The sequence below is a fragment of the Pseudomonas sp. LRP2-20 genome, from assembly GCF_024349685.1.
Taxonomy (GTDB): Bacteria; Pseudomonadota; Gammaproteobacteria; order Pseudomonadales; family Pseudomonadaceae; genus Aquipseudomonas.
On the sequence record NZ_AP025944.1, the window covers coordinates 4,317,135 to 4,338,925 of the forward strand.

A 21,791-nucleotide genomic window follows, 5' to 3' on the forward strand; every position below is an offset into this window, starting at 1 on the left:
GTACTGGCCGCTTCGCGGGTAAACCCGCTCCCACAGGGATAGCACCACTCTCAAGAGCAGTGGTTGACCTGTGGGAGCGGGTTTACCCGCGATAGGGCCGGCACAGACTATGAAGAAAAGTCAGGTCAACTCTGACTCAACCCTGTCCCTGCCTGCCTGCTTGGCCGCGTAAACCCCGGCATCCGCGCGCAGCAGCAAGGCATCGGCCCCCTCCCCCAGCCGCCAACCGGCCACACCAAAGCTCGCAGTCACCTTGCCCACGCCTTCGACCGGCACACCGCGCACCCCTTGCCACAGCTCCATGGCCAGCAGCCGCGCCTGCTCGGCATTGCTGCCCGGGCACAGCACCATGAACTCCTCCCCACCCAACCGGCAGAACACATCGGTGCGGCGCAAACGCTGACCGATCCGTTGGCACAAGCTGCGCAACACATGGTCACCCACGGCATGGCCGTACTGATCGTTGATCCGTTTGAAATGGTCGATATCGAGCATGATCACCGCCAGGTCCAGCCCATCACGCTGTGCGCGGTCCAGTTCGACCTTAAGTCGCTCCTGGAAATAGCGGCGGTTATGAATACCGGTCAGCGCGTCGGTCACCGACAAGGCACGCAATTCTTCCTCGACCCCTTTCAGGTCTGAAATATCAGTGAGGTAGCCGTGCCACAGCGTGCAGCCGCCCTCGCCAGGCTCCGGCGTCGCTTCGCCACGCACCCAGCGCAAGCCTGCACGCGGCAGGCACACCCGGTACTCTTCGCGCCACGGCGAGAGGTGTTCGGCGGAATAACGCACCGACCGGCGCACGCGCTCCAGGTCATCAGGGTGAATACGCTCGAAGACCGCCGTGGCGTCCTGGCGCAGCAGCTGCAAGTCGACCTCGTAGATGTCGAACAGCCCCTGACTGGCATAGGGGAAGCAGGAATGGCCATCGGCATCCAGCTGGTATTGATAGATCCCGCCAGGCACTTCCGCGCTGAGCTTCTCCAGCAAGCGATCACGCAGGGCCAACGCCTCGTGCACACGGCGCCGCTCGGTGACATCGATGCAGATCGCCAGGTAGCCGACCCAGAGCCCCTGCTCGTCGAGCACGGCGGTCACCAACATGTTGGCCAGCAAATGGCTGCCATCCTTGCGCACCAAGGTCCACTCGCCCGGCTCGCCACCACTGTCCTGGATGGTTTCGGCAAACATCGCCTGGCCACCGGCAATGTGCCGGCCATAGCGCAGGCTCAAGGCATGGGCGCGCTGGCTGAGCTCTTCAGGCATCACCAGATCTTCCAGTTGCAGGTGCCCGATGGCTTCACTGGCCGCATAACCCAGCATGCGTTCGGCACCGGCGTTGAAGGTGCTGACTTCGCCCTTGAGGCTGGTCGCGATGATGGCCACCTGGGTTGCGGCATCCAGCACACTGCGCAACTGGTTGTGGGTATCGCGCAACGACTGCTCGCTGACCCGCAGCTCTGCCGTGCGCTGCTCGACCAGGGTCAAGGCACGCTGGCGCTGGCTGAACAGGCTGTAGAGCAACGCGCTCAGCAACAGGCTCAGCAGCCCGCCGAGAAACCCCACGGCCAAGGCGGCGGCGGATTGGTTGGCCTGCAGGAAGGCCTGGCTCGGGCGTATGTCGAGCTGAAAATGATGGTCGGCAAGGTGCAACAACTGCGTGCTGGCCAACGCCAGCGCAGCCACCGGGTTCTGCGAGTCGAACAGCACTTCATGACCATCGCGACCGCTCGGATCGATGATGCGCACCACCAGGTTGTCATCCGCGGCGACGGGCTGGCCTTCTGTGATCAGCTGACGCATGTTCAGCAAGGCCATGACATATCCCGCTGGCGGGTCATCCGGCCGTGCCGCGGCGAACACCGGTGCGACCATCAACAACCCACGGCTGAGGTCGGGCGCGACGCTGAGCATGTCCAGCGGTTCGGAAACCGCCATGCTGCCTGGCTGCAGTGCCCGCGCCAAGGTCTGTTCGCGGGCAGGCTGACTGCGCAAGTCGAGCCCGTAGGGCTGGCCCTGCAACGCGTCGGCCTGGGTGTAGAGCACCGGGTAGTAATGGTCGCGCTGTGGCGATGGCTGCCAGTTACCTGCGCCATCCAGTTCACGGATCTGGTAATCCTGCCCCAGCCAGGCACTGGCCTGGCGTTCGAACTCGCGCCGCTGCCCGGCTTCGACACGCGGCGCCCAGGAATAGGCCTGGGTCCGCTGCAGCAAAGGCCGGGCGTAGCCATCGAATTCGCTCGGGGTGATGTTGTTGGAATAGGTAAAGAAGCGCCGCAAGCCATCCAGGCGTTGCTCCTGGTCGTCGAAACGCTCGGCAATGCGGCTATGGCGCTCGCTGGCCAGCAACTCGAAGCGCTGGCGCAACTGCTGCTTGTAGAATGCCTGCGCGGCCAATGCCAGGGCAGCCGACAGCAGGGCGCCGGCGACCAACGCCACCAGCGCCACCGCCCAGGCAGCCAGCGCCTCGCTGCACAGGCCCAGCACCTTCGCACGCACGCCCCACTTCGACATAGATCGATCTCATCACGTCAGCGTCCTGCGAATTCTCTGGCCCTGTGCTGAGTTATAGCTATTGGCCATTAGGCGCGCAATGCGCCTCGTCGAATTAACGCAGTTGCAGGCGCCAGGCGCGGTGGATGCGGTTGTTGCGGGCGAAATCCGGGTCCAGCGTCTGGGCACTGATTTCCTCGACCGCATAGCGCGTGCTCACATGCTCATCAAGCTGGAACTTGCGGAAGTTGTTGGAGAAATACAGCACGCCCCCGGGTGCCAGGCGGGCCATGGCCAGGTCGAGCAGCTGCACATGGTCACGCTGAACGTCGAACACCCCTTCCATGCGTTTGGAGTTGGAGAAGGTCGGTGGGTCGATGAAGATCAGGTCGTAGCTGTCGCGGTTGCCTTCCAGCCAGGCCATGACATCGCCCTGCTCCAGGCGGTTACGCTCGGAGAAGCCGTTCAGCGACAGGTTGCGCCGGGCCCAGTCCAGGTAGGTCTTCGACAGGTCGACACTGGTGGTGCTGCGCGCACCGCCCTTGGCCGCGTGCACGGTGGCCGTGGCGGTGTAGCAGAACAGGTTGAGGAAGCGCTTGCCGTTGGCCTCGCGCTGAATGCGCATGCGCATCGGGCGGTGGTCGAGGAATAGCCCGGTGTCGAGGTAGTCGGTGAGATTGACCAGCAGCTTCACGCCGCCTTCATTGACCTCCAGGAAACGCCCTTCGGTAGCCTGGCGCTCGTACTGGCGGGTGCCGCTCTGGCGCTCGCGGCGCTTGAGCACCACACGCTGCGGGTCGATGTTCAGTGCCTGGGGAATGGCCGCCAGGGCATCGAGCAGGCGCGCCTGAGCCTTGTCCGGGTCGATCGAGCGGGGGGCGGCGTACTCCTGCACGTGCACCCAGTCCTGGTAGAGGTCGACCGCCAAGGCATATTCAGGCATGTCGGCATCGTACAGGCGGTAGCAGTCGACCTGCTCACGGCGGGCCCACTTGCCAAGCTGCTTGAGGTTCTTCTGCAGGCGGTTGGCGAACATCTGCGCGCCTTCCGACAGGCGTGCCGGCTCACTGGCAACTGCCGCAGGGCGGCGCGCCTCGCCATTGTCGGCCTGGGCCTCGCGGCGCTCGCCGGTGACGAACTGGTCAGGCTGGACCTTGAACAGCAGCAGCTTGCACGGCAAGGCGCCGTTCCAGAAGGCATACTGCTTGTGGCTGCGAATGCCCATGCGCTTGCCCAGTTCCGGCGCGCCGGTGAACACCGCCGCTTCCCAGCCCATGCAGGCCTGGCGCAGGCGCTCGCCAAAGTTCTGGTAGAGGTACAGCAGGCTGGCTTCGTCACCCAGGCGCTCGCCGTACGGCGGGTTGCTGATGACCAGGCCTTTCTGGTTCTGGTCCGGGCGCGGCTCGAAGGTGCTGACTTCGCCCTGGTAGATCTTCACCCAGTCGCCCAGCCCTGCGCGCTCGACGTTGTTGCGCCCCGGCTGGATCAGCCGCGGGTCGGCTTCATAGCCGCGAATCCACAGTGGCGGCCTGGCCAGGCCGGCTTGCGCGCGGGCCAGACCCTCTTCGTGGACCTTGCGCCAGGTGGCCGGCACATGGCCGAGCCAGGCACTGAAGCCCCAGCGCTCACGCTTGAGGTTGGGCGCGATGTCGGCAGCGATCATTGCCGCCTCCACCAGGAAGGTACCGACACCGCACATCGGGTCGGCCAGGGCGCCCCCTTCGGCAGCGATGCGCGGCCAGCCGGCGCGGATCAGCACCGCCGCCGCCAGGTTTTCCTTCAGCGGCGCAGCGCCTTGCTGCAGGCGGTAGCCACGCTGGTGCAGGCTGTGACCGGACAGGTCTAAGGACAGGATCGCCTCGCCACGGTCCAGGCGCAGGTGCACGCGCACATCCGGGTCGACCTTTTCCACCGACGGGCGCAGGCCTTCACGGTTGCGCAGCTTGTCGACGATCGCGTCCTTGACCTTGAGGGCACCGAAATGGGTATTGTCGATGCCCGAACCGTGGCCACTGAATTCCACGGCCAAGGTGCCGTCCGCAGCCAGATGGTCGGCCCAGTCGACGGCGTGCACGCCATCGTAGAGGTCGTCAGCGTTCTTCATCGAGAAACGCTTGAGCACCAGCAGCACGCGGTTGGCCAGGCGCGACCAGAGGCACAGGCGGTAGGCGGTTTCCATGTCGGCGGCGCCGCGAATGGCCGAGGTGTGCTCACGCACATCGTCGAGGCCGAGGCCTCGGGCCTCTTCGGCAAGCAGGCCTTCCAGGCCTTTGGGGCAGGTGAGGTAAAGTTCGAAACGGTCCGACATGAGTATTCCAGCGCCTTGGGCTATGTGAGTGACAAGGCGACGCATCGCCTTGCCGATGTTTGCCCGAACGCCCTTCCAGCAAGCGTCCGAGTGGCCTTCCCCGCTGCTTCATCGCAGCAAGGCGGCCGGGCCGCCTGATCGATCTGCCGCTCGCCGGGTGGCAGAAACAGCTTAGATCATCAGGCAGTTCCAATAATTTCCGTCGACCTGGGGGCCAGCGTGACCCTTCGTCGCATTACCAATTATTTCTGTCATGCCGCCGCAACGCTGGCGAAATGACGTCAAGGTTCGGCAAACCCCGATAATTGCAGGCACAACGCCAAACAAGGTTGAGTCGCATTTATTTACTTATCCCCTCACCCTTGGAAAGGTTACGTGCTTATGACAAATCGATCATTCACACAGTGACCTGCATTCGTTAGAACTGGTCTCAGGCCGCATCGCAACGAGGCGGCACCTTCAGCTCGCCACGCCGGCAGCGAGCGCAAACCGGCAGAAAGACTCTGCCCGGCCTCGGAGAGGCCGACGGGACATTACAGTCAACAAGTGAGGGCAACACCCTATGAGAAGACTTAAGCGTGATCCGTTGGAAAGAGCATATTCACGTGGCTACCAATACGGGGTCACCGGCAAATCCCGCGAACTTTGCCCCTTTACACTTCCTTCAGTTCGCCAAGCCTGGATTAACGGCTGGCGCGAAGGTCGCGGTGATAACTGGGACGGAATGACTGGCACCGCTGGCATCCATAGACTCAACGAAAATCACGCCGTTGGCTGAACGAGGACACTGAATTCGAGTCACCATGCGCGCCCTATCCGGGCGGCGGGCTTCGGCCCAGGGGCCCCTTGAAGGGGCCCTTTTTTATGCCTGCCTTCAGGCCTTGGGCATTGCCGCGATCGCATCCACCGCTTCACGGATCAGCGCTGGCCCCTTGTAGATGAAGCCCGAGTAGATCTGCACCAGGCTGGCCCCAGCGGCGATTTTCTCTGCCGCATGCCGGCCTTCGGTAATACCCCCGGCGGCGATGATCGGCAGCTTGCCACCGAGCTCGCTGGCCAGCACCTTGACGATATGGGTGCTCTTCTCCAGTACTGGCGCACCCGACAGGCCACCGGCCTCGCCACCATGCTCCAGCCCTTCGACGCCATCGCGGCCCAGGGTGGTGTTGGTGGCAATCACCGCATCCATACCCGACTCCATCAGCGCCGCGGCCACCAGCGCGGTTTCTTCGTCGCTCATGTCCGGCGCAATCTTGATAGCCAGCGGCACGCGCTTGCCATGCTCGGTGGCCAGCTGCTCACGGCGCTCGGCCAGGGCATCGAGCAGCTGCTTGAGCGAGTCGCCGAACTGCAGGCTACGCAGGCCAGGGGTGTTCGGCGAGCTGACGTTGACGGTGATGTAGCTGGCTTCGGTATACACCTTGTTCAGGCAGATCAGGTAGTCATCGACCGCACGCTCGACCGGGGTATCGAAATTCTTGCCGATGTTGATCCCCAACACGCCGTTGTAGCGCGAAGCACGCACGCGTTCGAGCAGGTTATCGACGCCCAGGTTGTTGAAGCCCATGCGGTTGATGATCGCCGTCGCCTGCGGCAGGCGGAACAACCGCGGCTTGGGGTTGCCCGGCTGCGGACGCGGGGTCACGGTGCCGATCTCGACGAAGCCGAAGCCCAGCTGGGCAAAGCCGTCGATGGCCGCGCCGTTCTTGTCCAGGCCCGCCGCCAGCCCCACCGGGTTGGCGAAGTTCAAGCCCATCACGGTCACCGGCAGTGCGGCCGGCTGCTTGCACAGCACACCGTTGAGCCCAAGCCGGCCACCGGCGCCGATCAGGTCCAGGGACAGGTCATGGGAGGTTTCCGGGGAAAGCTTGAACAGCAGCTGGCGGGCCAGGGTATACATGGGCGGGCAAGGCTCGGGGTGAGTGAGGCAGCGATTATAGCCAGCGCGCGCCCGGCATGACAGGGGCTTGGCACATGGGTTGCTACTTCCCTTGCCTACAGCCTATTCAGTACGGGCGAGGACCTTCGTGAATACAGCACCTCTAGCCTGGGTAAACGGCAGCGACGCGCCGGAAAAACCCAGCCTCAACATCGGCTACATGGCCCTGACCGATTGCGCCTCGGTGGTGGTCGCCGCCACCCAGGGCTTCGCCCAGCAACACGGCCTGACCCTCAACCTCAAGCGCCAGGGCTCCTGGGCCGGCTTGCGCGACAAGCTGGCCAGCGGCGAACTGGACGCCGCCCATTGCCTCTACGGCCTGGTCTACGCCGTGCACCTGGGCATCGGTGGTGTGCCGGCCAGCGACATGGCGGTACTCATGGGGCTGAACCAGAATGCCCAGGCCATCAACCTGTCGCCGGCCCTGCAGCGCCAAGGCGTGACCAGCCCTGAAGCACTGGCCCAACGGGTGCACCAGCATGGCGCGCGACTGACCTTCGCCCAGACCTTCCCCACCGGCACCCACGCCATGTGGCTGTATTACTGGCTGGCCAGCCAAGGCATCCACCCGTTGCACGACGTCACCAGCGTGGTGGTGCCACCGGCCCAGATGGCGGCGCATATCCAGGCCGGGCGCATCGACGGCTTCTGCGTCGGCGAACCTTGGGCCGCTGCCGCCGTCAGCCAAGGCCAGGGCTTCACCCTGGCCACCAGCCAGTCGATCTGGCCCGACCACCCGGAAAAGGTACTGGCCAGCGCCCGCGCCTTTGTCGAGCACTACCCCAACAGCGCACGCGCGCTGGTCAAGGCGGTGCTCGCTGCCAGCCGGTTTATCGAACACAGCCCTGAGAACCTGCGCAGCACCGCGCAGTTGCTCAGCGGCAGCGCCTACCTCGACACGCCCCTCGAGAACATCGAGCCGCGCCTGCAGGGTGATTATCAGGACGGCCTGGGCAACGCCTGGCACGATCGGCATGCCCTGCGCCTGTTCGACCAGGGCCGCGCCAACCTGCCATACCTGTCGGATGGCATGTGGTTCATGACCCAGTTCCGCCGCTGGGGCCTGCTGCGCGACGACCCTGACTACCTCGGCGTGGCTCGCCAGGTGCAGCAATTGCAGTTGTACAGCGAGGCCGCCGGCGCACTTGGCGTGCCCTGCCCCGAGTCAGCCATGCGCAGCAGCCTGCTGATCGATGGCACGCGCTGGGACGGCACTGATCCGTATGCCTACGCCCGCAGTTTCCGCCTGCACGCCTTGGGCGATACGCCCGATGCCCGAGTCGGTCTGTGAGGGCCATCACCATGCTGCGCATCCTGCTGATCGACGATACCCGGAACAAGCTTGGCCGCCTCAAGGCGGCATTGCGCGAAGCGGGCTTCGAGGTGATCGAGGCGCCAGACTTGACCATTGACCTGCCCGCCTGCGTCGAAACGGTGCGCCCGGACGTCGTGCTGATCGATACCGACTCACCCGACCGCGACGTCATGGAACAGGTGGTGCTGGTCAGCCGCGACCAGCCACGACCAATCGTGCTGTTCACCGACGAACATGACCCGGCGGTGATGCGCCAGGCGATCCAGGCCGGGGTCAGCGCCTACATCGTCGAAGGCATTCATGCCGCGCGGCTGCAGCCGATTCTCGATGTGGCCATGGCCCGCTTCGAGAGTGACCAGGCCCTCAAGGCCCAGCTGCTGGCGCGCGACCAGCAACTGGCCGAGCGCAAGCGCATCGAACAGGCCAAGGGGCTGCTGATGAAGATGAAGGACTGCAACGAGGAACAGGCCTACACCCTGATGCGCCGGCAGGCCATGAGCCGGCAGCAGAAGCTCATCCAGGTGGCCGAGCAGATCATTGCCATGCATGAAATGCTCGGCTGACGCGGCGCCCGTTGCGCAGCCGCGAAAAGGCTGGCACACGCGATAAAAGTTGGCCCAGCTCTTGCTGAAGAAATTCCACCGGTAGCCAACGGCGGTTGCCTCATAAAACTCCCGACAAAGACGTCGCTCTCCCCTCCACGCCAGTGGACCGGGTAGCGGCGTCTTTTTCGTTTCCGTTGCATAGCCCAGTGAGGTGTTCGATGAGTACCAGCTTCTGGAAATCCGGGCATGTGCCCACGCTGTTCGCCGCGTTCCTGTATTTCGACCTGAGCTTCATGGTCTGGTACCTGCTTGGCCCGCTGGCAGTACAGATCGCCGCCGACCTGCAACTGAGCGCCCAGCAACGCGGCCTGATGGTGGCCACGCCGATTCTCGCCGGTGCGGTGCTGCGCTTCGTCATGGGTGTGCTGGTCGACCGCCTTTCGCCGAAAACCGCCGGCCTGATCGGCCAGGTGATCGTCATCGTCGCCCTCGCCGGCGCCTGGTACCTGGGCGTGCACAGCTATGAGCAGGCCCTGCTGTTGGGCGTGTTCCTCGGTGTTGCCGGCGCTTCGTTCGCCGTGTCGCTGCCGCTGGCCTCGCAGTGGTATCCGCCGCAGCACCAAGGCAAGGCCATGGGCATCGCCGGGGCGGGCAACTCCGGTACGGTGTTCGCCGCACTGCTGGCCCCGGTGCTGGCCGCCGGGTTTGGCTGGAACAATGTGTTCGGCTTTGCCGTGCTGCCACTGCTGCTGGCCCTGACGCTGTTCGCCCTGCTCGCCCGCAACGCCCCACAACGGCCCAAACCCAAGGCGGCAGCCGACTACCTGAAAGCCCTGGGCGACCGTGACAGCTGGTGGTTCATGTTCTTCTACAGCGTCACCTTCGGTGGCTTCATCGGCCTGGCCAGCGCCCTGCCCGGCTACTTCAGCGACCAGTACGCCCTGAGCCCGGTCACCGCCGGCTACTACACCGCGGCCTGCGTGTTCGCCGGCAGCCTGATGCGCCCGTTGGGTGGCGCTTTGGCCGATCGTTTCGGCGGCATCCGCACCCTGCTCGGCATGTACAGCGTGGCCGCCATCTGCATCGCCGCGGTCGGCTTCAACCTGCCGAGCGCCGCAGCGGCCCTGGCGTTGTTCGTCAGTGCCATGCTCGGCCTCGGCGCTGGCAACGGCGCAGTGTTCCAGCTGGTGCCGCAACGCTTCCGCCAGGAGATCGGCGTGATGACCGGGCTGATCGGCATGGCCGGTGGCACCGGCGGCTTCCTGCTGGCAGCGGGCCTCGGCGCCATCAAGCAGCACAGCGGCGACTATCAGCTGGGCCTGTGGCTGTTCGCCAGCCTTGGCCTGCTCGCCTGGTTCGGCCTGCACGGGGTCAAGCAACGCTGGCGCACCACCTGGGGCTCGGCAGCGGTTACCGCGGCACGGGTCTGAGGCGGCGCCATGAGCCTGCAACTGAGCTTTGCCCAGGCCAGCGCCACCGGGCCACGCACGGAGAACCAGGACGCCCTGCGCCTGGTCACGCCGGCGCCGGAGCTGGCCGCCAGCAAGGGTTACCTGTTCGCCCTCGCCGATGGCGTCAGCCAATGCGCCGACGGCGGCCTGGCTGCCCGTGCCAGCTTGCAGGCACTGGCCATGGACTATTACGCCACGCCCGCCACCTGGGGCGTGGCCCAGGCCCTTGACCGCCTGCTGCTGGCACAGAACCGCTGGTTGCGCGCCCAGGGCAGCCAGCCCCTGCTCACCACACTGAGCGCCCTGGTACTGCGCGGGCGCCGCTTCACCCTGGCGCACGTGGGCGACTGTCGGGCCTATCGCTGGCATGCCGGGCGCCTGCAGTGCCTGAGCCAAGACCACGTCTGGGACCAGCCCGGCATGCAACACGTGCTAAAGCGCGCGCTGGGCCTGGACCAGCATCTGCTGGTCGACTACCTGGACGGCGAACTGCAGGCCGGTGAATGCTACCTGCTGCTCAGCGACGGCGTATGGGCCAGCCTTGGCGACCAGCACATCCAGGCCGTGCTGCGCGAACAGCCCGACCTGCAGTCGGCCGCCGACACACTGGTTGCCAGCGCCCACCACAACGGCAGCCAGGACAATGCCAGCGCCTTGCTGGTTAGGGTGGACCAGCTGGGCACGGCCAACCTCGGCGACACCTTGGTGCAACTGCAGCAATGGCCATTACCGGGCCCGCTACGCGAAGGCCAGCTGCTCGATGGCTGGCAGGTCGAAACGTGCCTGGCGCATAGCCGCCAGTCACTGCTCTATCGTGTGCACGATGCCCAGGGCCAGCCATGGCTGCTGAAGACCTTGCCCGAGGACCGCGAACAGGAACCCGGCGCCGCACAAGGCCTGCTGCTGGAGGAATGGTTCCTGCGCCGGGTCGCAGGCCGCCACTTCCCTGAGCTGCACGCCGCCAGCCAGCGTCAGCACCTGTACTACGTGATGCGCGAACACAGCGGCAAGACCCTCGCGGCACACGTTGCCGAACAGGGCCCGCTGGCGCTGGCGCAGTGGATGGAAGTCGCCCGCCAGCTGCTCCAAGCGGTCGGCGTACTGCACCGGCGCAACCTGCTGCACCGGGACATCAAGCCCGACAACCTGCACCTGGGTGATGACGGCCAGCTGCGCCTGCTGGACTTCGGTCTGGCATACTGCCCCGGCCTTTCCCAGGAGCCGCTGCACGAGCTGCCCGGCACGCCTTCGTTCATTGCCCCGGAAGCCTTTGAGGGCCAGCCGCCGAGCCCGCGCCAGGACCTGTACGCGGTCGGCGTCACGCTCTATCTGCTGCTGACCGGGCACTACCCCTACGGCGAGATCGAGGCCTTCCAGCGCCCACGCTTCGGCCAGCCGGTCAATGCATCCCGCTATCGCCCCGACCTGCCCGAATGGCTGCAGCACAACCTGCTGCAAGCCGTGGCAACAGACCCGGCGCAACGCTTTGAAACCGCCGAACAGTGGCTACTGCTGCTCGAGCGCGGTGACCGTCAGGAACTGCCCAGCCGCCCGCGCCCGCTGCTCGAACGCGAGCCGCTGAAGGTCTGGCGGACCCTGGCCCTGCTGTCTCTGCTGTTCAACCTGATGCTGCTGTTTGCCCTGCTCAAGGGTTGAGCGCACCTTGTCCATGAGGAAACGTTTATGAATGCAAAAGTATGGCTGGTCGGTGCCGGCCCTGGCGATCCTGAACTGCTCACGCTCAAGGCCGTGCGCGCGCTGCAACAGGCCGAGGTGGTGATGATCGACGATCTGGTCAACCCCGCCATACTGGAGCATTGCCCGCAAGCCAGGGTAATTGCCGTTGGCAAGCGCGGCGGTTGTCGTTCCACGCCCCAGGCCTTCATCCAGCGCCTGATGCTGCGTCATGCACGGCAGGGGCGTTGTGTGGTCAGGCTCAAGGGCGGTGACCCGTGCATCTTTGGCCGTGGCGGCGAGGAGGCACTGTGGCTGCAGGGCCACGGTATCGACGTGGAGTTGGTCAACGGCATAACCGCAGGTTTGGCCGGTGCCACCCAGTGCGGAATCTCGCTGACCTCGCGTGGCGTCAGCCGTGGGGTGACGCTGGTGACCGCACACACCCAGGATGACAGCGAGCTGAACTGGGCAGCACTGGCACAGGGCGGCACGACGTTGGTGGTGTACATGGGGGTGGCGCGCCTGGAGCAGATCCGCCGCGGGCTGTTGGAGGGTGGCATGTTGCCGGGGATGCCGGTGGCGATGATAGAAAATGCATCGTTGCCGGAGCAGCGGGAATGCCGCAGCGATGTGTCGGGGATGGTCGAGGATGCCCGGGTATTCGGGCTGTGCAGCCCGGCAATCCTGGTAATCGGCGAGGTGGTAGGGGAGCAGGTGATTCAGGAATGGATAGCAGAGGCCGGGTAATGCCCGGCACAGGCAATAGAAATTCCAGGCAAAGAAAAACCCGGCCGAGGCCGGGTTTTTCATGGAAGCTTCAAACCAATTACTTGGCCTGGGCTTCTACCTGAGCTTCAACGCGACGGTTGATAGCGCGGCCTTCTTCGGTGGCGTTGTCGGCAACCGGACGGGTTTCGCCGTAGCCAACCGAGTCAACACGGCTAGCTTCTACGCCGTACTGCTGGGTCAGGACCTGCTTGACAGCGTTGGCACGACGCTCGGACAGCTTCTGGTTGTAAGCGTCTGGGCCGACGGAGTCAGTGTGACCTTCAACCACGGTGGTGGTCTGTGGGTACTGCTTCATGAAGTCAGCCAGGTTCTTGATGTCGCCGTAGCTGTTTGGCTTGACGACCGACTTGTCGAAGTCGAACTTGACGTCCAGCTCAACGCGAACGACTTCGGCAACAGCCGGGCAGCCGTCAGCGTCAACGGTAACGTTGGCTGGGGTGTCTGGGCACTTGTCGACGTTGTCGCAAACGCCGTCGTTGTCGGAGTCGGAGCAGACTTCAGCAACTGGAGCAGGAGCTGCAGCAACTTTGCCGCCGCTGCCACCGAAGTTCAGACCCACACCAACGGTCGGACCCCACTCGGTGTTGCCGTCGTCGATGTTGTACATGGCTTCTACGCCGGCACGGGCGAAGAACATGTCGGTGATGTACCACTTGGCGCCAGCGCCAACGTTGGCGAAGGTGGAGTGGTCACGGCCGCCGCGAGTGGCCTGGCCCAGGCTCTCGTGAGCGAAACCAGCGGAAACGTACGGACGCAGAGCGTCGCCGACGGTACCGAAGTGGTAGGTAGCGTCCAGCTTGGCCTTGGAACCTTTGATGTCCTTGTTGAAGACTTCGCCACGAGCGTTGTGAGTCTCGTTGTAGCCCAGGTCCAGGGATACGTCGTCAGTCAGGAAGTAACCCAGGCGAACACCAGGATTGGTGCCGTCGTTCTTGAAGTTACGCTCGCTGTCGTAGTACTGCTTGGTAACGTTACCTTCGATTTCGACTGCGCCCTGGCCTTGAGCCATAACGCCGAACGAAGTAGCAGCGACGAGCGAGCCAATGGCCAAGCCCAAGGTGTTTTTCAATTTCATCCGTTAAATCCCCATCTGGTGATAGTTAAGCAGTCCCACCAACATCCGGGGGACAACTCGACGGCAAGTCTAGCAGAACTCGCCGATCCGTTAGAGATATTTACAAGGGACTAAGTTTCATCCAGACCTGCAAATTTCTCACGAAGCTTGTCTAGCGCGCGCTTGTAGCGCATTTTCGTAGCGCTCAAGCCCATGTGCATGATATCGGCGATCTCCTGAAATTCCAGCTCAGCGACAAAGCGCAACACCAGAATTTCCCGATCGATCGGGTTCACATGCACCAACCACTTGTCCAGCCCGCCTTTTTCTTCCGGCTTCGGTGCCTTTTCTTCGGACGCCTCTTCTACAGGGTCCAGGCTCAAGGCATCCATCAACCGGCGTTTACGACGCTCCTTGCGGTACTGGGTAATGCATTCGTTGTAGGTAATGCTGTAGAGCCAGGTCTTGAACTTGGACTTGCCCTCGAAGTTCTTCAGACCGTACAGCACCTTCAGCATCACTTCCTGACAGACATCATCAGCGTCGCGATCGTTCCCCAGGTAACGCGCACAGACGTTGAACAGGGTCCGCTGGTAGCGCCGCATGAGTTCCTCATAGGCGCGGGTTACGTGATACAGCTCCTCATGCGAACGCGCCACCAACTCCTCGTCGGTGAGTTCGCGGGGGTCATAACGCATGGGCGGCGAATGAACTTTATTCAAAACGGATCTGGCCGACAGTCAGGTCAATGTCGCCGCTCAGCCCCATGGGGCGATTTTCGCGGCGGCATACATTAACAGCTTTTGTGCGGTTAGCGGCTATTGACTCGCTGCTCGAGGAGCACGCGATTGGACAGCGACACCAGTTCGCCATCATCGGTCAACAGCGTCGTCTTGACCGTGCCGATCTCTTCGATCATTCCTTCAACCTCTCCAATCCGCACCTGCTGGCCGACCTGGTAGAGTTCGCGAACGTAGATGCCGGCCAGAATCTGCCCGGCAATTTCGCGGCTGCCAAGGCCCATGGCAAGCGCAACGGCCAGACCAACGGTAATCAGCCCAATGACGATCACGTGGTTGAGCAGGTCGGTCTTGACCTCAAGCTGGCTGATGGCCACCGAGATGCTGATGATGATCACCAGGCCTTGGGTGATGCGCCCCAGGCCTGCGGAGTATTCCAGGCCGATACCTTCGGCAGCGCCGCGCACCAGGCCGTTGGCCACCTGCGCCAGCAGCACGCCAGCCAGCAGTACCAGGGCTGCGCCAAAGACCTTGGGCAGGTACAGGGCGAGCATGTCGAGCGTTGCCGAAACCCGCTCCAGGCCCAGTGACTCTGCGGCCGAGACGAGGAAGATCAGCAACACGAACCAGTAGACGATCTTGCCAATCAGGGTCGAGATCGGCACCTGGATGCCGACCCGGCCAAGCATCTTGGTCAGCCCGGTGCCGGCCATCAGGCGGTCCAGGCCGAACTTGGCCAGGAGCTTGGAAAGCAGTGTATCGAGCAGCTTGGCCACCACGAAACCGAGCAGCACCACGACCAGCGCGCCGAACAGGTTGGGGATGAAGTTCGCTACCTTGGTCCATAGGGCGGTCATCGCAGTGACCAGGCTCTGGGTCCAGAGATCGAGTTCCATATTCAATCGGCCTTATCTGCTTTGCTGCCATTGGCAGCGTTGCGGGTAGAGTGTCGACGCACCGGCGCAACGTGCGCCGAGCCATTGTTCACGGCGATCAGCAGCGCCTGGCTCCAACGGCCAAGCAGGCTGAACAGATCACCGGCGCCGACCTGGCGGTTGGCGGTTTTCAGCACGCGACCCAGGCATGCGGCATCATCGCGCTCTTCACCGGAGGGTGACGCCTTGAGCAGGTCGCGCAGGGATTGTTCAAACGGATCGTGCATGGGCACCTCGCGCAGTGTCACTCAGAGACGAGATGGCCGGGCGATGGGTCACACATCGCCATGGAACGAATGTTTCAAGAGGATTCGGCACCTTCATACCCAGCGCAACCGCCTGAACAGCCACCATTGCCCCACCGCCAGCGCCAGCACGACGATGCAGGCCAGCAGGAAGCCATACGGGTTGCTCGCCCCCGGAATGCCGCCGACGTTGATGCCGAGCAGCCCGGTGATGAAGCTCATGGGCAGGAAGATGCAGGTGATGATGCCGAAGCGGTACATGGTCCGGTTCATCCGCTCGCTGCGCCGGCGGTCTTCGCTTTCCAGCACCAGCGCTGCCCGCTCGCGGGTCAGCTCGAGCTCTTCGAGGTAGCGGATCAGGCTGTTGTTAAGCTCGTTCCAGTAATCGGCATCGGCATCGCAGAACCAGCTGCACTTGCTGCGCGACAGCTGGGCGTAGATCTCCCGCTGTGGCGCCAGGAAGCGGCGCAAACCTGCGGCGCGGCGACGGATCTGCTGCAGGCTGCCCTGCTCAGGGGTATACCGTTCGTCGGATTCAACCTTTTCTTCTTCCAGGTCGACCAGTTCCGAGAGGTCGCTGACCAGGCTCTGAACCTTTTCGGTCAGCAACTCGCCCATCAGCAGCAACAGTTCGGACGCCGATTTCGGTCCCCTGCCCTCTTCGAGCTGCTGAAGGACTTCATCGCTGGCACGCAATGGCCGCAAGCGCAGCGAAATGACCCGCTGCGGCTGGGCATGGATGCGCACCGAGACCATGTCCTCGGGCTCGGCGCCCGGGTTGAGGTTGACCCCACGCAGGAACAACAGCAGCTGCTCACCCGGCTGCGGCAACAACCGCGGCCGGGTGTTTTCCTCCAGCAGCAGGTCGCAGGCAAATTCGCTCAGGCCACTGTCCTGCAACAGCCAGGTGCGGGTCTGCGGATGGCTGCGGTCCCAGTGCAGCCACAGGCTTTCCTGTGGCTGCAACTGCAGGTCGTCCAGCTCGGTCCGGGCAATCGAGCGCGCGCCCCCTTTACCATCGAGCACCAGGGCATGCACCAGCCCCCACTGCGCGTTGTCTTCCTCGAACATCAAAGCTCCATCAGCGCGTACTGCGCGTCACTCCGGCATTTTCAGCGGGCTTGGCGAGATGATCACGCCGTTGTTGTCGGCGTACAGGTACTCACCCGGGCGGAAGGTGACACCGGCAAAGGTCACGGCCACGTTGAGGTCGCCGATGCCGCGCTTGTCGGTTTTCATCGGGTGGCTGGCCAGGGCCTGCACGCCGACGTCGGTCTGGATCAGCACATCGACGTCACGCACGCAGCCATAGATCACCAGGCCTTCCCAGCCATTTTTCGCAGCCTTTTCCGCGAGCATGTCACCGAGCAGCGCACGGCGCAGCGAGCCACCGCCATCGACTACCAGGACCTTGCCTTTGCCATCGAGTTCGACCTGCTCCTTGACCAGCGAGTTGTCTTCGAAGCACTTGATGGTGACGATCTGGCCACCGAAGGAGTCGCGGCCACCGAAGTTGCTGAACATCGGCTCCAGCACCTGAACCAGGTCCGGGTAGGCGTCACACAGGTCGGGCGTTACGTAATGCTGCATGGGAAGCTCCTGTCAGTCACAACGAAAGCGGGTATCGGCCAAGGCTACACCGTAGATGCCATCGCAGTCATCCGGGACCAGGCAGTCAGTTGTGTATTCAGCCTGTACCGGCCTCTTCGCGGGTAAACCCGCTCCCACAGGTACATCACTGCCCTCAGGACCTGAGGGGTCCCTGTGGGAGCGGGCTTGCCCGCGAAGAGGCCGGTACAGGCGCAACTGATTCAGTTGGCAGGCACAGGCTCGCACACCACCGTCGACTCATGCACCGGCAACAGCGGATCGCGCAACCACCGCTCCACCAGCGGCCAGACCTGCGCCTGCGCCGCCTTGCTCACCAGCATGTCGACATGCCCGAAGGCCTCGAAGCCTTCTTCGCGCCCCAGGCGCAGGAACTGCTTGCGCGCACCACCAAGCTGATCGAACAGCTTGCGGCAGGCCCACACCGGGTCCTGGAAGTCGCCGGCACCGGCCACGGCCAGCAGCGGCACATCCACTTCGGCTAACGCCGCCCACCAATCACCCTGTTTGTCGCCAAAACGGCCGAACAGGCCATGCCAGCGCATGCTCTCAAGGGCCAGTCCGATTGGCTCGTCTTCCGGCCCACGCTTGAAACGGGGCCCGGAAATCTGCCCCCAGCGCTTGAGCAGCAATTTCGCTCCCCAGGTCAGCGGAGGCACTTTCAGCGGCCAGTAGACACGGCTGATCTGCGTACCGAAAAGCGCCACGCTGGCCACCTGTTCAGCCTTGAGAAAGCCGCCACCCAATGCCGCCACCAAGGTGGTTCCACCCAGGGAGTGGCCGATCCAGTGCGGCGCCTGGCCAGACTGCTCGCGCACGAATGCGCCAATCAATGGCAGGTCATCGCGGGCATAGTCGGCAACGCTGTTGTGCTTCCATGCGATATTGCGCGGCGACAGGCCATGACCGCGCATCTCCGGGATCCACACATCGAACCCGGCCCGCGCCAAATAGGCACCCAGGCCGATGCCTTTGGGCGAGTACCAGAAGCGTCGGTTGGAGAAACTGCCATGCAGCAGAATCACCGGCACTCCCTGGGGCCGGCCTTGATCAGCCAGGCCCAGGCGGGTCACGGCCAGTTCGACGCTGGGGTCAGGGCTGTTGCCGGCCTTGATCCGGTACACGTCTTCGCTGAGGTCGCCGCGGCGCTCGGCACTGAGCAAGGCCACGGGAAAAAGGTTGCTGCTGCTTTGCATAAGGTTGCTTGGTGCACAAAAAAGGGCGGGATCCATCACTGGAACTCGCCCTGGAAAAAACCAGGCGGGGGCGCGCCAGACGCGCCCCCGCAATTTACCGCATCAGGCCGCGCCCTGGCCTTCGGCCAGGAAGAACCAGGTCTCGAGTACCGAGTCCGGGTTCAGCGACACGCTTTCGATGCCCTGCTCCATCAGCCACTTGGCCAGGTCCGGGTGGTCCGATGGGCCCTGACCGCAGATACCGATGTACTTGCCAGCCTTGTTGCACGCCTGGATGGCGTTGGCCAGCAGTTTCTTGACGGCCGGGTTACGCTCGTCGAACAGGTGGGCGATGATGCCAGAGTCGCGGTCCAGGCCCAGGGTCAGCTGGGTCAGGTCGTTGGAGCCGATCGAGAAACCGTCGAAGTACTCGAGGAACTCTTCGGCGAGGATCGCGTTGGACGGAAGTTCGCACATCATGATCACGCGCAGGCCGTTGTCGCCGCGGGCCAGGCCGTTTTCGGCGAGCAGGTCGACGACCTGGCTGGCTTCGCCCAGAGTGCGCACGAACGGCACCATGATCTCGACGTTGGTCAGGCCCATCTCGTTGCGCACACGCTTCAGCGCACGGCACTCGAGCTCGAAGCAGTCACGGAACGATTCGCTGATGTAGCGCGAGGCACCGCGGAAGCCCAGCATCGGGTTTTCTTCTTCCGGCTCGTACAGCTTGCCGCCGATCAGGTTGGCGTACTCGTTGGACTTGAAGTCCGACAGGCGCACGATGACCTTTTTCGGGTAGAAGGCCGCAGCCAGGGTGCTGATGCCCTCGACCAGTTTTTCGACATAGAAGCCGACCGGGTCGTTGTAGCCGGCGATGCGCTTGTCGACGCTTTCTTTCAGGTCGGCTGGCAGGCCTGCGTAGTTCAGCAGCGCCTTGGGGTGCACGCCGATCATGCGGTTGATGATGAACTCCAGGCGCGCCAGGCCCACACCTGCGTTCGGCAGCTGGGCGAAGTCGAAGGCGCGGTCCGGGTTACCGACGTTCATCATGATCTTGAACGGCAGCTCCGGCATGGCATCTACCGAGTTCTGCTTGACGTCGAAGCCCAGCTCACCCTCGAAGATGAAGCCGGTATCGCCTTCGGCGCAGGATACGGTCACACCCTGGCCATCTTTGAGCACCTGGGTGGCGTTGCCGCAACCGACCACGGCCGGAATGCCCAGCTCACGGGCGATGATCGCCGCGTGGCAGGTACGCCCGCCACGGTTGGTGACGATGGCGCTGGCGCGCTTCATTACCGGTTCCCAATCCGGGTCGGTCATGTCGGAGACCAGTACGTCACCCGGCTGCACCTTGTCCATCTCGGACACGTCGTTGATCACGCGGACCTTGCCGGCGCCGATGCGCTGGCCGATGGCGCGGCCTTCGACCAGCACGGTGCCTTTTTCCTTGAGCAGGTAACGCTCCATGACGTTGGCGCTGGCGCGGCTCTTGACCGTCTCAGGGCGGGCCTGGACGATGTACAGTTTGCCGTCGTCACCGTCCTTGGCCCATTCGATGTCCATCGGGCGCTGGTAGTGCTGCTCGATGATCATCGCCTGCTTGGCCAGTTCGTTGACTTCGTCGTCGCTCAGGCAGAAGCGGGCGCGTTCGGCGCGGTCGACCTCGACGGTCTTGACCGAGCGACCGGCCTTGGCTTCGTCGCCATAGACCATCTTGATCGCCTTGCTGCCCAGGTTGCGGCGCAGGATGGCCGGGCGGCCGGCCTGCAGGGTCTGTTTGTGCACGTAGAATTCGTCAGGGTTGACCGCACCCTGCACTACGGTCTCACCCAGGCCGTAGGCGCCGGTGATGAACACCACGTCACGGAAGCCCGACTCGGTGTCGAGGGTGAACATCACGCCGGCGGTGCCGGTTTCCGAGCGGACCATGCGCTGCACGCCGGCGGACAGGGCCACCAGCTTGTGGTCGAAGCCCTGGTGCACGCGGTAGGCGATGGCACGGTCGTTGAACAGCGAGGCGAACACTTCCTTGGCCGCGCGGATCACGTTGTCGACGCCACGGATGTTGAGGAAGGTTTCCTGCTGGCCGGCGAACGAGGCGTCCGGCAGGTCTTCGGCGGTGGCCGAGGAACGCACGGCCACCGCCATGTTGTCGTTGCCCTTGGACATTTCGGCGAAGGCGGTACGGATTTCCGAATCCAGACGCGCCGGGAATTCGGCCTCCATCACCCACTGGCGAATCTGCGCGCCGGTCTTGGCCAGGGCGTTGACGTCGTCCACGTCCAGGGCATCGAGCGCGGCGTGAATCTTGTCGTTCAGGCCACTCTGTTCGAGAAAGTCACGGTACGCCTGAGCCGTAGTGGCAAAGCCGCCCGGCACCGACACGCCGGCACCGGCGAGGTTACTGATCATCTCGCCCAGGGATGCGTTCTTGCCCCCCACATGCTCCACATCATGGACGCCGAGCTTATCGAGGGAAACTACGTACTCTACCAAGGTGATCTCTCCACTAACTGTATTGGAAAAGCTCAAGGGCGCCCGCCTGCCTTCGTTGACTGGGCCGGACGCTTGTGGCCTGTACCTGGAAAATAGGTTCGCAAAATATGGCAGAATGCCGACAGCCGCATTCGGCAAACCGAACTTATCATATCCAAGAAACGTCATCAGCTTAAGGCCCAGATCGCAAATGAAACGAACCGCGTTCTTCATCTCCGATGGCACCGGCATCACCGCCGAAACACTGGGCCAGAGCCTGCTCGCTCAATTCGAGAGCATTCCGTTCAATAAATTCACCCGTCCGTACATCGACAGCCCGGAAAAAGCGCGGGCCATGGTGCAGCAGATCAACACGGCCGCAGAGCGCGATGGCATGCGGCCGATCATCTTCGATACCATCGTCAATCAGGACATCCGCGAGATCCTGGCGACGTCGAACGGCTTCATGATCGACATCTTTTCGACGTTTTTATCCCCGCTTGAGCAGGAATTGACTGCCCATTCGTCGTATTCCGTGGGCAAGTCGCACTCGATCGGCGGCAATTCCAACTACATGGAACGGATCGAGGCGGTCAACTTCGCGCTGGATAACGACGACGGCGCGCGCACCCACTACTACGACAAGGCCGACCTGATCCTGGTTGGCGTGTCGCGTTGCGGCAAGACCCCGACCTGCCTGTACATGGCCATGCAATTCGGCATCCGCGCAGCCAACTACCCGCTGACCGAGGATGACATGGAGCGCCTGCAGCTGCCGGCGGTACTGAAGAAGTACCATCACAAACTGTTCGGCCTGACCATCGACCCTGACCGCCTGACCGCCATCCGCCACGAGCGCAAGCCCAACAGCCGCTATTCGAGCTTTGCCCAGTGCGAGTTCGAGGTGCGCGAGGTGGAGAACCTGTTCCGTCGCGAGAACATTCCCAACATCAACTCCACGCATTTTTCGGTGGAAGAGATTTCGGCGAAGATCCTCGTGGAAAAAGGTGTGGAGCGCAGGTTCAAGTAAGCCTGCAGC

18 protein-coding genes are annotated in these 21,791 nt (G+C 63.5%); 7 read left to right on the forward strand and 11 right to left on the reverse strand.

Annotated elements, in window-relative coordinates:
* Positions 1-120 precede the first annotated feature (120 nt).
* Entirely contained in the window at positions 121-2,514 is a 2,394-nt protein-coding gene (locus OCX61_RS19345) for a sensor domain-containing diguanylate cyclase (protein ID WP_261940961.1), read from the reverse strand.
* A gap of 94 nt (positions 2,515-2,608) precedes the next feature.
* On the reverse strand, positions 2,609-4,801 hold the full coding sequence (gene rlmKL / locus OCX61_RS19350) for a bifunctional 23S rRNA (guanine(2069)-N(7))-methyltransferase RlmK/23S rRNA (guanine(2445)-N(2))-methyltransferase RlmL (RefSeq protein ID WP_261940962.1): 2,193 nt from the start codon (positions 4,799-4,801) through the stop codon (positions 2,609-2,611).
* Positions 4,802-5,363: 562 nt separating this feature from the next.
* Between rlmKL and rmf the strand changes: the two genes are divergently transcribed.
* On the forward strand, positions 5,364-5,579 hold the full coding sequence (gene rmf, locus OCX61_RS19355; protein ID WP_079227119.1) for a ribosome modulation factor: 216 nt from the start codon (positions 5,364-5,366) through the stop codon (positions 5,577-5,579).
* A gap of 96 nt (positions 5,580-5,675) precedes the next feature.
* Here rmf and OCX61_RS19360 read toward each other — a convergent pair whose 3' ends face one another.
* Positions 5,676-6,701 carry a quinone-dependent dihydroorotate dehydrogenase gene (locus tag OCX61_RS19360; RefSeq protein WP_261940963.1) on the reverse strand — a complete coding sequence of 342 codons (1,026 nt, stop codon included), beginning with the start codon at positions 6,699-6,701 and terminating at the stop codon, positions 5,676-5,678.
* Between the two features lie 127 nt (positions 6,702-6,828).
* On the opposite strand from OCX61_RS19360, the gene OCX61_RS19365 reads away from it, so the two are divergent.
* The 5 genes from OCX61_RS19365 to cobA all read left to right on the forward strand — a co-directional run bounded on the left by OCX61_RS19365 (position 6,829) and on the right by cobA (position 12,475).
* Positions 6,829-8,031: a CmpA/NrtA family ABC transporter substrate-binding protein gene (locus OCX61_RS19365; RefSeq protein ID WP_261940964.1), complete on the forward strand. Its 1,203-nt coding sequence runs from the start codon at positions 6,829-6,831 to the stop codon at positions 8,029-8,031.
* An 11-nt stretch (positions 8,032-8,042) separates the two neighbouring features.
* On the forward strand, positions 8,043-8,618 hold the full coding sequence (locus OCX61_RS19370; RefSeq protein ID WP_261940965.1) for an ANTAR domain-containing response regulator: 576 nt from the start codon (positions 8,043-8,045) through the stop codon (positions 8,616-8,618).
* 200 nt (positions 8,619-8,818) lie between these two features.
* Complete coding sequence (locus OCX61_RS19375; protein ID WP_261940966.1) at positions 8,819-10,030, forward strand: nitrate/nitrite transporter; 1,212 nt, start codon at positions 8,819-8,821, stop codon at positions 10,028-10,030.
* Positions 10,031-10,039: 9 nt separating this feature from the next.
* Complete coding sequence (locus tag OCX61_RS19380; protein ID WP_261940967.1) at positions 10,040-11,707, forward strand: bifunctional protein-serine/threonine kinase/phosphatase; 1,668 nt, start codon at positions 10,040-10,042, stop codon at positions 11,705-11,707.
* Between the two features lie 27 nt (positions 11,708-11,734).
* Positions 11,735-12,475, forward strand: a complete 741-nt coding sequence (cobA, locus tag OCX61_RS19385; protein ID WP_261940968.1) for a uroporphyrinogen-III C-methyltransferase — start codon at positions 11,735-11,737, stop codon at positions 12,473-12,475.
* Positions 12,476-12,554: 79 nt separating this feature from the next.
* On the opposite strand, the gene OCX61_RS19390 is transcribed toward cobA, so the two are convergent.
* The 8 genes from OCX61_RS19390 to ppsA form a co-directional block, all read right to left on the reverse strand.
* Positions 12,555-13,592: an OmpA family protein gene (locus OCX61_RS19390; RefSeq protein ID WP_261940969.1), complete on the reverse strand. Its 1,038-nt coding sequence runs from the start codon at positions 13,590-13,592 to the stop codon at positions 12,555-12,557.
* A gap of 110 nt (positions 13,593-13,702) precedes the next feature.
* A complete protein-coding gene (gene sigX / locus OCX61_RS19395; protein ID WP_033696348.1) occupies positions 13,703-14,269 on the reverse strand; it encodes an RNA polymerase sigma factor SigX in 567 nt (188 codons plus the stop codon).
* A gap of 113 nt (positions 14,270-14,382) precedes the next feature.
* Positions 14,383-15,207, reverse strand: coding sequence for a mechanosensitive ion channel family protein (locus OCX61_RS19400; protein ID WP_085674901.1), 825 nt, complete (start codon positions 15,205-15,207; stop codon positions 14,383-14,385).
* A 2-nt stretch (positions 15,208-15,209) separates the two neighbouring features.
* Positions 15,210-15,473 carry a CrfX protein gene (locus OCX61_RS19405; RefSeq protein ID WP_261940970.1) on the reverse strand — a complete coding sequence of 88 codons (264 nt, stop codon included), beginning with the start codon at positions 15,471-15,473 and terminating at the stop codon, positions 15,210-15,212.
* Positions 15,474-15,566: 93 nt separating this feature from the next.
* Positions 15,567-16,562 carry a divalent cation transporter CmaX gene (cmaX, locus tag OCX61_RS19410; protein ID WP_261940971.1) on the reverse strand — a complete coding sequence of 332 codons (996 nt, stop codon included), beginning with the start codon at positions 16,560-16,562 and terminating at the stop codon, positions 15,567-15,569.
* A gap of 27 nt (positions 16,563-16,589) precedes the next feature.
* Positions 16,590-17,081: a ribonuclease E activity regulator RraA gene (rraA, locus tag OCX61_RS19415; protein ID WP_054883439.1), complete on the reverse strand. Its 492-nt coding sequence runs from the start codon at positions 17,079-17,081 to the stop codon at positions 16,590-16,592.
* A gap of 221 nt (positions 17,082-17,302) precedes the next feature.
* Positions 17,303-18,295, reverse strand: a complete 993-nt coding sequence (locus tag OCX61_RS19420; RefSeq protein ID WP_261940972.1) for an alpha/beta fold hydrolase — start codon at positions 18,293-18,295, stop codon at positions 17,303-17,305.
* A 102-nt stretch (positions 18,296-18,397) separates the two neighbouring features.
* Positions 18,398-20,773 carry a phosphoenolpyruvate synthase gene (gene ppsA, locus OCX61_RS19425; RefSeq protein ID WP_085674906.1) on the reverse strand — a complete coding sequence of 792 codons (2,376 nt, stop codon included), beginning with the start codon at positions 20,771-20,773 and terminating at the stop codon, positions 18,398-18,400.
* A 190-nt stretch (positions 20,774-20,963) separates the two neighbouring features.
* Here ppsA and ppsR point away from each other — a divergent pair, with 190 nt between their 5' ends.
* Positions 20,964-21,782, forward strand: a complete 819-nt coding sequence (gene ppsR / locus OCX61_RS19430) for a posphoenolpyruvate synthetase regulatory kinase/phosphorylase PpsR (protein WP_261940973.1) — start codon at positions 20,964-20,966, stop codon at positions 21,780-21,782.
* The last annotated feature ends 9 nt before the right edge of the window (positions 21,783-21,791 follow it).